Genomic DNA, 12,272 nt, shown 5'->3' on the forward strand with positions numbered 1-12,272 from the left:
GCGGGTCTGGCGACGCTTTTGAGTGAATTCAGCGTCAGAAAAGCTGAGTTGTTGATCCATGGCTAATCTCCAGCAAGGGCTGAGAGGAGATTAGCTTATTATCGGGGACTTAATCGCAGGTTCCTTAGCATGACAGGTGAGCTAGATCGATTGTTGAACCTGCCAGTTGATAAATCCAAGCTTGAACATGAACTAAGATTGGCAAAAGAAAGTTTAGATCTTGTTATTAAACAAGCCAGAGATATGGGAATTGAAGATGAGGCAATTGTACAGGCAAGAAACCCTTATCAATTACCTGTGCAAGTAATTATGAAAGATGATCCATCTAAAGGGATTAATGCTGATACGTTTCAAGAAAAAACGCGTAAAAGACAATTGGGTTCAATTACCGTAAGACAACAAAGATTGACAAAATTAGAAAAACAGTTAAAAGAATATGATAAATTTATGGAAACTCTCCAGGAGGTTGATAGTAAAGTTCACTCTAAAAGAGGTTTTGTTGAAGACTCTGTAATGGAATTTTTTATAGAAATACTATGTCCTTTTATCCAGTATGACTCAGCTCAATCGAGACAGAGTGATCCTAATGATTTTATAGTAGATTTTTATCGTATGTTTGGTGTTGTTCTTGATCCGGATAAAGGCGGATCGGTTGCAATGAAGTTAGACCTGCAACTAGATTACTATCTTGCTTCAGGGCAAGCGATTGAATTATCTGTTCAGGATGGTATAGATAACTATTTTAACAATTTAAAGATATGTAATGTCAAAGAAATCATTCATGTTGGAAGTGATATTTTATATCTTTCATCTCCTGATCAAGGTGGTGCCAGATCAAAACTATGGCTAAATGATAAAATTGAAACCCAATATACAACAGAAGACGGTAAGAAAGAAGTTGTTCACGAATATCAACTACTAAGTATTTTAACAATCGAGCTGTCTCATTATCGGGCATGGGTTATTCGTGGTGGTGATGTTTATTGCTTTGATAGTATGGAAGATCAAAAAGAGGGTGAGAGAATCATCCCGGCAATTAAAGTTTATCCAAATATGGGGCAGCAAATTAATCTTGGCCTCTTCTCAAAAGACGGTGGGTTGACGAAATATGCTGAGTCAGTGGACGCAGATGTTAAAGACTTTGATAAGACTACTTCTGAGGATGGGGATGAAGTAAATAATTTAAAAGATATGCAAAGATGTTATGCTTGTACTATGGATCATCTTAAATCATTTCATAGAGATACAAAGTTTCTTATGTACAAAAAAATAAATAGCTATGTAAGGGATATACCCGCAGATGCAGATCAGGAATGATTAATTATCATATAATAAAATTTGGGTTGATAGTTTGATATATTATCAACCCAAAATCATTCGATAAAACTTCTATTTTTCTATTAATCTATGCTGCTTCTCAAGCTTCTTACGAATCCGCTCACGCTTGAGTTTGGAGAGATAATCCACAAACAGCTTGCCGTCGAGATGATCGGTCTCGTGTTGTACGCAGACAGCCATCAAGCCTTCACACTCTACCTCGAATGATTCTCCGTTACGGTCCAGGGCCTTAACGCGCACTTTGGCGGGTCGATCCAGGCTTTCATAAAAACCGGGTACTGACAGGCAACCTTCACCGTATTCTGTGACTTCATCCGTCAGTGGGGTGATTTCAGGGTTGATGAACGCCATGGGATCGCTTTTATCTTCCGACAGATCCATGACGAAGATGCGCTTCTGGACGTTGACCTGGGTGGCAGCCAGGCCCACACCCTTGCTTTCGTACATGGTGTCGAACATATCGTCGATGAACGTGCGCAGTGCGTCATCTACGGTCTCGACAGGGGTGCCGACTTCACGGAGACGCTCATCGGGGTATTCAAGAATCGTCAATATAGCCATAATTTATGCCGTTCCATTCTTCTATAACATTGCGTGCATTGCCCACACCGGAACGCACATCATTTAGGGTTTATTGTAAATTTCCCCCGTTACTGACACAAATTAGCATTTTCAATACAACTGATAATGACTGTCACTGACACGGCTGTTGGTTTGTCTAACCATCTGACCGATTTGCGACGGCCATCACGCTAGTTCAGGTTGGCTGGTCTAGTGCCGAAAAACGTTGGTATCATGGGTGGAAAACAGGCAGAGGCCTGATCGGCAGAGCTGAGACATAACAATGAAAAAACTGTTACTGGGATGTGTGCTGTGGAGTCTTTCCATGATCGCCTGGGGGGAAGCGTCTGACGAGATGTTCCGGGACGATCGGCCCGAGAGCTATACGGTGGTACCTGGTGACACTCTCTGGGAAATCTCCGGCCGCTTTCTCAAGAGCCCCTGGCGCTGGCCTGAAGTCTGGGATATGAACAGCCAGATCAACAACCCGCACCTGATTTATCCCGGTGATGTCATTAATCTGGTTTATATCGATGGCAAACCGCATCTAACCGTCAGTCGCAATGGTCAGTCCGCCACGGGGGATGGCCGCACGATCAAGCTAATACCAAAAATCCGCAAGCAACGCCTGGCGGATGCCATCCCGGCCATCCCCCTGGATGCGATCAGCGGGTTTCTCAGTCACAGCCGGATCGTCAGTATTCCAGAAACATTGACGAATGCTCCTTACATTGTCAGCGGTAAGGAGGATAGATTGATCAGTGCCGCAGGAGACCTTATTTATGCCAGAGGGGTGGTGGAAGACGAAATCACCCGCTTTGGGGTCTACCGCAAGCAGCAGGTGATTACTGACCTTGAAACCAATGAGGTGCTGGGTATCATGGCGTTGGGCTTGGGATCAGCGACACTGAAGAAGGTTAATGGTGACCTGTTGTCGCTCAGGGTGACTCGGGCTTCAGAAGAAATTCGTGGTGGTGACCGGCTGTTGGTGTCGGAAGAGCGGGGGCTTGCGCCATCTTTCATGCCCAGCGTCCCGGAAGATCGTGAAATGAGGGCCAGAATTCTTCACGTTATCAGCGGCGTTAACCAGATCGGACGTTTTCACAATGTGATTATCAACAAGGGCGAGCGGGAGAATTTGAAAACCGGCAATGTCATGGCGATCTATAAAGATGTTGAGGTGCGAGACCGGTTCGCAGATGAAGTGATCACCTTGCCTCCGGAACGTGTGGGTGTGTTGATGGTCTATCGCACGTTTGAGAAGGTTAGCTATGGTGTGGTCTTAAAAGCCAGTCAGCCGCTGCGTATTGGTGACCTGCTAAAAGCCCCCTGAGTGTATTCCTGATCTATCCTGATTCCCCATTGCCAACAACAATGCCACCCCTGCAGTGTCAGGGGTGGGGAAACAGGATGTCGTTATGTCCGCGCTATTTGATAAACACTGGGATCAACTGGAGCCATGGCTTCGGCTGTTTCATCTCCCGGGGCTGGGGCTGAAACGCTTCCACTATTTGCTGGAGCATGTCGGTAGTCCGGAAAAAGTGCTGTCCCTGTCATTGAAAGGTCTTCTTGAGAGCGTGCCGAAATCCCTGGCAGTGAATATTGCGTCCAGTAGTAAGTCTGTAGGGATGCAGGATAGTCTGGCAGCGACCCGTAAGTGGTTATCAGAACCCAATCACCACATTATTTGCAGGGATTCCAGTGGGTATCCTTCATCACTGGCAGCCATTGCTGATCCACCCCCTTTACTCTTTAGCCAGGGAAATCCGGAGCATCTGCTTTCCCCACAGATTGCCGTTGTTGGTACCCGTTCTCCCACCCCACAGGGAAAGCATCATGCTTTTCAGTTGGCAGAAGCGCTGGCGGGTTGTGGTCTGACCGTAACCAGTGGGCTGGCCCTGGGTATTGATGGCGAAGCCCATAAAGGGGCGTTATCAGGCAAGGGCACTACGGTCGCCGTCGTGGCAACCGGCTTGGATCGTGTTTATCCGGAAAGACACCGGCCACTGGCTGAAACGATCTCCAACCATGGCGTACTGGTGTCGGAATTTCCGCTGGGTACTTTGCCAAGACCCGGGCATTTTCCCCGTCGAAACCGCATTATCAGTGGTTTGAGTCATGGAGTATTGGTCGTTGAGGCTGATGTTAAAAGTGGCTCCCTGATCACGGCACGCCTAGCCAATGAGCAGGGACGTGAGGTGTTTGCCGTTCCAGGGCCTATCAATAATCCCTGTACCCGCGGTTGCCATAGCCTGATTCGGGAAGGCGCCACCCTGGTAGAAAGTGTTGAGGATATCCTGCAGGAGTTAACCGGGCCTTTGGGGTGTTGGCAGTCGGTTCCATCCCATGCGCAGGATGAGTTGCCGGAAACGGGCTCAGAGAGCGAAAAACAGGTGCTCAATGCCATGGGGTTTGAGACCTGTCATACCGATGATGTCGTGCTGAGAACCGGCCTGCCCAGCCATAGGGTTGCCAGTCTATTACTCGATCTGGAGCTTGACGGGAAAATTGTCAGTGTTCCTGGCGGTTTTATGCGTATAACCAACCGTTCCGCTCTGGACAGGTAACGGCGGTTACGATACTTTGCGCGCTCACAAAGAATAATCATATTTGTCCAACCCTGTTAGAAGAGAGCCTGTAATGAGCCAACCTTTTGTTGCCATTCTCATGGGATCCGATTCTGACCTGCCCAAGGTTGAAGCGGCCATTGATGTCCTGAAGAAACTCAATGTGCACTGCGAAGTTCGTGTACATTCCGCCCACCGTACCCCCGATGCCACTCACAGTTATGTCAAAGATGCTGATGCTCGTGGCTGCGCCGCATTCATCTGCTGTGCCGGTATGGCGGCGCACCTGGCGGGTGTTGTGGCATCACTGACCATCAAGCCGGTGATTGGTGTGCCGATTGATGCAGGTCCCCTGGATGGTATGGATGCCCTGCTCTCCACTGCGCAGATGCCGGGTGGTATTCCGGTCGCTACTGTCGCCATCGGCAAGGCCGGCGCGAAAAATGCCGGTTATCTGGCTTGCCAGATCATTGCCCTTGGTGATGCCGACCTGGCTGATCGTCTGAAGGCTGATCGTCGCGCCAATGCGGAAAACGTACTGGCCCGTAATGCTGCCCTGCAGGAAAAACTGGGCGCGTAATGGCTCAGGATGTTACTGAAGCTGCCCGGGCACTGCGCTCGGGTGGCGTTATCGCCTATCCTACTGAAGCGGTCTGGGGATTGGGGTGTGATCCCTGGAGTGAAGCAGCGGTTCACCGCATTCTTTCCATCAAACAGCGGCCGATCAGCAAGGGATTGATTCTTGTTGCATCCTGTCCGGATCAGATTGCCCCGTTACTTGAAACCCTGAGCGATGATCTGTCGTCCAAGATCCTGTCCATGCAATCGCAGCCGTTAACCTGGCTGGTGCCAGATGAAACGAACTGGATTCCTGGCTGGATCAAAGGGGATTTTGACAGCGTTGCCATCCGGATCAGCCAACATCCGCTGGTGGTCGAGCTGTGTAATCTATTTGGCAAGCCCATGGTTTCGACATCGGCCAACCGTGCCGGGGAACCGCCCATGGTGACGCGGGAAGAGGTGGTCGCCACTTTTGACCAGGACGTTGACTGGATTACGGAAGGCGGTACGGGTGATGCCCAGTCGCCTTCGAGCATACGTGATCTGGTGACGGATCAGGTCTTTCGTTAAAAATCATTGCCGGCCGGACTGTTACTGCCTCGTGCCGGCAGATGACCCACTGATCGGAATTTCGCTTATGACTGACCAACCGGATATCGCCGCGGTAAAACATTACCTGTTGGGCCTACAGGATCGTATCTGTGATGGGCTGGCGGCAGAGGATGGCAAAGCGACATTCCGGGAAGATAACTGGGAGCATCACCATGGCGGTGGTGGCAGAGCCCGGGTCATTGAAAATGGCGCGTTGTTTGAGAAAGGCGGTGTGAACTTCTCCCATGTTCGTGGCCGTCAGCTGCCGGCAGCCGCCAGTGCTCGTCGACCGGAGCTGGCCGGCCGGAGCTTTCAGGCCATGGGGGTTTCGCTGGTCATCCATCCGGAAAATCCGTATGTGCCGGTTTCCCATGCCAATGTCCGTCTGTTGATCGCTGAGAAGGAAGGTGCTGATCCGGTCTGGTGGTTTGGTGGTGGCTATGATCTGACCCCCTGCTACGGTTTTGAGGAAGATTGCCAACACTGGCATCAGGTGGCACACAAGGCTTGTGAACCCTTTGGTGAGTTCGTGTATCCCCGGTATAAACAGTGGTGTGATGAGTATTTCTTCCTGAAACACCGGAATGAACCCCGGGGTGTTGGCGGATTGTTTTTCGATGATTTGAATGAGTGGCCTTTCGAAAAGTGCTTCGGTTTCATGCAGTCAGTCGGTGACAGTTATATCGATGCCTATCTGCCGATTGTCAGAAAGCGGAAAAACATGAGCTGGGGCGAGCACGAAAAAGCCTTTCAGCGCTATCGTCGCGGACGTTATGTGGAATTTAATCTAGTGTATGACCGCGGTACGATCTTTGGGCTGCAGTCCGGTGGCCGGACAGAATCGATCCTGATGTCTATGCCCCCACAGGTCGACTGGCGTTATGACTGGCATCCAGAGGCGGGCACGCCGGAAGCAGACCTGTATGAGAATTATCTGGTTTCCCGTAACTGGCTGGATTGAGAGGGATTACGATGAGCGATGCAACCCATGATCGTTACGCCGTCATTGGTAACCCTGTCGGACACAGCAGGTCACCCGCCATCCATGCCGCCTTTGCTGAGCAAACAGGTCAGAGCATGACTTACAAGGCATTGTCGGCGCCTCTGGATGGCTTCAGAGACGTTGTTTCATCCTTCTTTCAGACCGGTGGCAAGGGGCTGAATATCACAGTGCCTTTCAAGTTGGAAGCCTGGCAGATGGCTGAGCGTCGCACAGAAAGGGCTGAGTTGGCAGGTGCTGTGAATACCCTGTGGCGGTCTGATGATGGCTGCTTATGGGGGGATACGACGGATGGCATCGGCATGGTGACCGATATTGCGTCAAATCATAACATCACCATCACAGGCAAGCGCGTACTGGTTCTGGGGGCGGGTGGCGCTGTACGGGGCGTCCTGCAACCGCTGCTGGAACAGAATCCGAGCAGCGTGGTTGTCGCTAACCGAACCCTTTCAAAGGCTGAAACACTGGCTGATCTTTTCCGTGCAATCGGGCCGATCACGGCGTCTGGTCTTGAAACGCTGGATGGCATTTTTGACCTCGTGATCAATGGTACCTCTGCCAGCCTGCAGGGCGATTTACCACCGATCCCTGAAGGGATTATCAGCCCGGATTCCCGGGTGTACGATATGATGTATGGCGCTGAAAAAACGGCGTTTATGCAGTGGGCGGAATCCCGTGGGGTGGCGCTGGCGGTCGATGGGCTGGGTATGTTGGTCGAGCAGGCGGCGGAATCCTTTGCCATCTGGCGCGACGTGCGTCCTGAAACCGGTCCGGTTATCCGTCAGGTTCGCACCGCCATGGTGGCTGCATAAATATCGCAAAGCATTTGCGACCATAATGGTAAGATGAACAGACTGTCAGGAAACAGCGTGGGGAGCAGTAAATGACAAGTGCCCGAAATATCGGCTTTATCGTGCTGGTGGATGCTGGTGACAACGATGTCCACAAGATCCGTGAGACCTTGCTGGAGATTGAGGAAATTGATCTTGTTCACTGCCTGATCGGGCCGACCGACCTGATCTGTTATGGTCGCACGACGGATGTCAGTCAGCTCAAGACCCTGATGAGTGATCGCATCCACGCCCTGTTGGAAGACCGGTTCAATCCGATTGAGCGGACGGAAACCATGTTAGTGCTGGATCATTACGGGAGTGCACTTTCTTCAGAAACACATGCTCGCCCCAATGGCACCGGTGCCTGGATTTTTGCTGACTTGAGAATCAGCGGTTCCACTATTGCTGAAAAGCTGCTGAGTCGTCACCCTGAAATCAAAACCGCATTCAACGTATTAGGTCGTAATGACACCGTGTTTTATGTGGAGTCGGAAACCCTGGACAGCCTGATGGGTGTCATCGATGAAGGGTTCCGGGTACTACGTGGTATTGGCAGCGAAGGCAAGCCGACCAAAGCGCTCTCCCGTACGGATACCCGTCTGGTTCTGATGTAACGCCCTACCCGTCCAGTCTGTTGCAATATTCAGCAGGCTGGATTCGCTAACTTCTATAATCATCTTCTACACGTTGTAATGGGACTGTTCCCATGGTGATTATTCATGTTGTTACCGCGTATGCGCTGTTGTTATGGCATATGCTCTGGCCTATTGCTTTCGGGCTTGCCTTGTCCTCTTACATCCGCAGTCGTGTCCCTTCTGAAACCATTATCCGGAAAATTGGTAAAAATTCGCTTCACAGCGCATCGATTGCCGCGCTGTTCGGGATGGTTTCCTCAATCTGTAATTATGCGACAGCGGGAATGGGACATACCTTGCGACTCAAGGGCGCCAGTTGGCCCAATACTCTGGTTTTCATGATTGCCAGTACCAATATCGGTGTGACCATGGTGGTGACGGTCTACGGTTTTCTGGGAAGCACACTGCTTGGGTTACTCGCAGGTACGGCGATTTTCTTCATGATTGCTGCGTTTTTTCTGGCCATACTGATCCGGTTACCCATGCCTGAAGCCCATCAGGATCAAGCCAGTAAGCAGAAAGGGGATCCCTCTTATTGGCAGAAAGCCTGTGTTTTTTTTCACGATGACCTGGACATGATCCGGCGAGATATCCTGGTGGGATTATTGGTGGCGTCTACCGTCAGTATCCTGGTGCCATCGGCCTGGTGGCAGGCCCTTTTCTGGCAGTCTGCTGAACCGGGGGTGATGGTATGGCTATGGAACGCCATGGTTGGCGTGGTTATAGCGGTTCTGACGTTTGGTTGCTCAATCGGGAATGTCGCGCTGGCCGCCGTCTTGTGGTGGCACGGTGTTTCGCCGGGGGGCGTGATGGCGTTCATGTTATCCAGCCTGCTGACCTTCCCGATGCTGGGGATGTACCGTAAATACTATGGTCTCCAGACAACAATCAGGCTGGTATCAGTCCTTGTTCTGGGCGTATTAGTGGCATGTCTGTTGATGGATATGCTGGTGAATCATTTTGCAGTCGATGTTGTCCGGCATAACGTGCTCGTGCAGCAATCTGGCGCCGTCCGTTCTCTCGCTACGCTGGGGCTTAATCTCCTGTTTGGCGGTTTGGGTGTGAGAATGTACTTGCAGGGCCGACAAAAAGAGAATGGTTGCTCTATGGGATCAATGTGAGTCGGTATTGCGTCGGGTTAAGATTCATTCTGCCTTTCTGCAGTAGTATGGTTATTTTGGCTGATGTACAGCCTGCCCTTTCCTATTCACTGTCAGCAATCACGGAAAGCAACATGTTACTAAGCAGGATTATCGGTCACCGGGGTAATGCCAGTCAGGCGCCGGAAAATACCCTGGCCAGTATCCGTAAAGCTCACGAGGCAGGCGCCCAGTGGGTAGAGATTGATGTGGTCCTGCTTGGTGATGGGAATCTGGTGATTCATCATGACCAGTCCCTTCGGCGTTGCACGAATGGCAAGGGCAGACTCCTCCGGAGCAACCTTGAAACTATCCGGAAACTCGATGCGGGTAGCTGGTTCAGCCCTGACTTTGCTGGTGAGCGGATTCCAACATTGGTCGAAGCGCTGGCGTTGATACAGGAACTGGGGCTGGGCCTTAATCTCGAAATCAAGATGCACCGTCATTCCGTGAAAGCCCTGGTCGAACCGGTGATCGCCACTTTACGCACACACTGGAAAGACAATGACAAGTTGATCCTGTCCAGCTTCAGCCATGAGGCGCTGCTGCAATGCCATGCCCTGGCGCCCGAATTCCGTCTGGGCCATCTATTTGAGAAGCTGCCCCGTAATTGGCTGGGTCGGGCTAGGGATGTTAATGCCGTGACCATTCATGTGGACTGCAAGCGCCTGCGGGAAGCCCGTGCCAGGGAGGTTATTGCAGAGGGTTATGAGTTGTACTGCTACACCGTTAACAAACCTAAAGTGGCGGAAAAACTGTGGTGCTGGGGGATCAAGGGTATTTTTACCGACCGTCCACAGGACTTTGTGGGGTAAAGGCTCGCCATGCTGAGTATTGCTGAATAGCCAGCATAATGAGCAGGTTGCAACCCAGCGCAATGACACCGATATGAATACCCTGCCACTGTTTATAGCCCTGGCTCAGTGCCAGCGCATAGACGCCAATCCCGGCCAGCAGCCCTGAGAATATGGCTCTGGCAGACACCCTGCGCCAGTGTAGTGCGACAATGAACGCCGGCATGCACTGGAGCAGGGTTTCCAGTTTGATTTCCACTAGGCGCCAGAACGTAACGTCACGATAAAGTGCCCCTATTGCCAGTGCCCCCATAATGAAAATGGATAGCCAGCGATCCAGCTGCATGTTGCTGTTCTGGACGGGCTCTTTTGCCAGGTCCCGGCTCAGCAGTGAAACCAGGCTGAGCAGAACGGAGTCTGCGGTCGACATAATGGCGGCCAGAATTGCCAGCAGAATCATCATGGCGCCCAGGGTATGAATGGCAGAACCATCATCGGCCCAGTGTTTCAGAATGATGGGTAGCATCTGATCACTCTGGTAGCCTTCCCTGAAGAGTGGAATGGCAGCCAGACCGACAAAGAAAATGATCAGGTGCGTTATGAAAACAAACACGCCCAATATCGCCATGGAGTGATAGAGCGTGGCATGGCTTTTCGCGGCGAATATGCGCTGAATAGCTTGTGGGTAGATAACCGTTGAGAGTCCTACGAGTAACAGAGTGCTCAGCCAATACCGTTGTTGTTCCGACGATGGCGGTGCCAGGCTCTCGGGTTTGAGTTCGGCGATACCCGCAGTGATGGCAGCAAGGCTGTCATTTTTTTCCATGATCCAGACCAGCAACAGGATTAACCCTGTGAGCATGATCAGGCCCTGAACCGCATCCGTCCATGCCACCGCACGCAGGCCACCGACAAGGTCATACACCAGAATCACCAGTGCCAGTACGATCACGCCTACGGAGTACGAAATCATTCCGCCGGTGATCACCTCTGCGATTTCACCGATGGCTTTCAGCTGGGCAAACAGCATATTACCCAAAACGATCGTCATGATCAGGGTGATCCCTCGCCGAAGTATGGGTTCCACAGGGTCGTTTTGGAAACGGTGTCTCAGCCAGTCACCGGGCGTCACAAACCCCTGCTGACAAGCGATAGGGCGTAATGTTGGTGCAATGAAGTGATAACCGACAGACATCGCTACAACATACCCGACCGCTACCACCCAGAAAAAGCCCCGGCGCCAGGTCTCACTGGTCGCTCCCATCAGACTGTTACTGCTTTGAATGGTGGCGTAGAGCGTCAGCACCAGGACAAAAAATCCCAGGGATCGATTGGCGAGATAGTGGCTGCTATGTGCATTGCTGCGGTATCGCCAGGCCACTACACAGACCGGGATCAGGATCAGCAGGTAGAGCAGCAGGCCGCCCAGCCCGATGTCTGCAAGCGTCATGGGTGGTTTGTCTCCCGGCTCCAGAGCGAAAGAAGCACCCATACCAACAGATTAATAATGACGATCAGGCCATAACATAACAGCGCCCGGGTAACCCAGGCTGGCATGCCTAATAGCGGTGCCTGATGAAACGATAAGCTTCCATACCAGGGAACGGAGACTATAAGCAGCACGATCATACAAAACCGCAACAGAAACAGGATCTTTTGTTTTTGTTTATTCATGTCGATAGGTCACGCCATATAAAACAGGAAGAAAGTCACCGGCTGTCCGTGAATTACTGGTCTATATATAGACACTGTTGGAAGCAGTCGTGTTCCAGGCTGTCTTTTTTGTTTCCTTTCGGTTGGGACAGTAAAAATGTTGTCGTGTTCCCGTCTTATCCTGTGTGCTGCGGTTCTGTTTGGATCATCTTGCCTACTGGCGGGTGAAATTATTCTGACAGTAGCGAATGTCCGCAGTAGTGATGGCTACTTGTTAGCCGCATTGCATGATTGTGAAGAAACGTTTCCTAATGAAGGAGACGCGTTGATGTATGCCAAAGTCAAAGCCGTGGCTGGTAAAACGCGCTTGCGTTTCAGTGTTGAAGCGCCGGGCAGTTATGCGGTCTCCCTTTTTCATGATGAAAATGATAATGGTGTGCTGGATACCAACCTGATTGGTATTCCGGTGGAAGGTTATGGTTTTACCAATAATGCACGTGGCACATTTGGACCACCGGATTTCTGGGATGCAATTGTCAGGGTTGATGGTGGTGTGATTGCTCAGTCTATACAGCTAACGTATTAATATTGATAGTTAAA

At 51.0% G+C, this 12,272-nt stretch carries 13 protein-coding genes; 11 read left to right on the forward strand and 2 right to left on the reverse strand.

Translation table 11 applies throughout. The features are described from left to right. The first annotated feature begins 129 nt into the window (after positions 1–129). Positions 130–1,317, forward strand: a complete 1,188-nt coding sequence (locus KHS78_RS18250; RefSeq protein WP_211830080.1) for a hypothetical protein — start codon at positions 130–132, stop codon at positions 1,315–1,317. Between the two features lie 72 nt (positions 1,318–1,389). Here the strand turns inward: KHS78_RS18250 and def are convergent, their stop codons facing one another. Continuing rightward, positions 1,390–1,899 (reverse strand): peptide deformylase, encoded by a 510-nt coding sequence (gene def / locus KHS78_RS18255; protein WP_211830081.1) that lies wholly within the window; start codon positions 1,897–1,899, stop codon positions 1,390–1,392. A 283-nt stretch (positions 1,900–2,182) separates the two neighbouring features. Between def and KHS78_RS18260 the strand changes: the two genes are divergently transcribed. The 9 genes from KHS78_RS18260 to KHS78_RS18300 all read left to right on the forward strand — a co-directional run bounded on the left by KHS78_RS18260 (position 2,183) and on the right by KHS78_RS18300 (position 10,040). Continuing rightward, positions 2,183–3,232, forward strand: coding sequence for a LysM peptidoglycan-binding domain-containing protein (locus tag KHS78_RS18260; protein WP_211830082.1), 1,050 nt, complete (start codon positions 2,183–2,185; stop codon positions 3,230–3,232). 85 nt (positions 3,233–3,317) lie between these two features. Beyond that, positions 3,318–4,466, forward strand: coding sequence for a DNA-processing protein DprA (dprA, locus tag KHS78_RS18265; RefSeq protein ID WP_211830084.1), 1,149 nt, complete (start codon positions 3,318–3,320; stop codon positions 4,464–4,466). Positions 4,467–4,539: 73 nt separating this feature from the next. Further along, the gene (purE, locus tag KHS78_RS18270) at positions 4,540–5,046 is read left to right on the forward strand and encodes a 5-(carboxyamino)imidazole ribonucleotide mutase (RefSeq protein WP_211830085.1); all 507 of its coding nucleotides are present in this window, start codon (positions 4,540–4,542) and stop codon (positions 5,044–5,046) included. Continuing rightward, positions 5,046–5,597: an L-threonylcarbamoyladenylate synthase type 1 TsaC gene (gene tsaC / locus KHS78_RS18275; protein ID WP_211830086.1), complete on the forward strand. Its 552-nt coding sequence runs from the start codon at positions 5,046–5,048 to the stop codon at positions 5,595–5,597. The genes purE and tsaC overlap by 1 nt, the downstream gene beginning before the upstream one ends. Positions 5,598–5,664: 67 nt before the next feature. Beyond that, positions 5,665–6,579, forward strand: a complete 915-nt coding sequence (gene hemF / locus KHS78_RS18280; protein ID WP_211830087.1) for an oxygen-dependent coproporphyrinogen oxidase — start codon at positions 5,665–5,667, stop codon at positions 6,577–6,579. An 11-nt stretch (positions 6,580–6,590) separates the two neighbouring features. After that, complete coding sequence (gene aroE / locus KHS78_RS18285; protein ID WP_211830088.1) at positions 6,591–7,430, forward strand: shikimate dehydrogenase; 840 nt, start codon at positions 6,591–6,593, stop codon at positions 7,428–7,430. Between the two features lie 71 nt (positions 7,431–7,501). After that, positions 7,502–8,065 (forward strand): Lrp/AsnC ligand binding domain-containing protein, encoded by a 564-nt coding sequence (locus KHS78_RS18290; protein WP_211830089.1) that lies wholly within the window; start codon positions 7,502–7,504, stop codon positions 8,063–8,065. Between the two features lie 92 nt (positions 8,066–8,157). Then, complete coding sequence (locus KHS78_RS18295) at positions 8,158–9,207, forward strand: permease (RefSeq protein WP_211830091.1); 1,050 nt, start codon at positions 8,158–8,160, stop codon at positions 9,205–9,207. A gap of 113 nt (positions 9,208–9,320) precedes the next feature. Further along, positions 9,321–10,040: a glycerophosphoryl diester phosphodiesterase gene (locus KHS78_RS18300; RefSeq protein WP_211830093.1), complete on the forward strand. Its 720-nt coding sequence runs from the start codon at positions 9,321–9,323 to the stop codon at positions 10,038–10,040. Here the strand turns inward: KHS78_RS18300 and KHS78_RS18305 are convergent. Further along, a complete protein-coding gene (locus tag KHS78_RS18305) occupies positions 10,009–11,469 on the reverse strand; it encodes a sodium:solute symporter family protein (RefSeq protein WP_211830095.1) in 1,461 nt (486 codons plus the stop codon). The two genes, KHS78_RS18300 and KHS78_RS18305, sit on opposite strands and share 32 nt — an antisense overlap. 360 nt (positions 11,470–11,829) lie before the next feature. Here KHS78_RS18305 and KHS78_RS18310 point away from each other — a divergent pair, with 360 nt between their 5' ends. Then, the gene (locus KHS78_RS18310) at positions 11,830–12,258 is read left to right on the forward strand and encodes a DUF2141 domain-containing protein (protein WP_211830097.1); all 429 of its coding nucleotides are present in this window, start codon (positions 11,830–11,832) and stop codon (positions 12,256–12,258) included. Positions 12,259–12,272: the final 14 nt, after the last annotated feature.

The organism is Kistimonas asteriae (genome assembly GCF_018263925.1).
In the GTDB taxonomy this organism is placed as follows: domain Bacteria; phylum Pseudomonadota; class Gammaproteobacteria; order Pseudomonadales; family Endozoicomonadaceae; genus Kistimonas; species Kistimonas asteriae.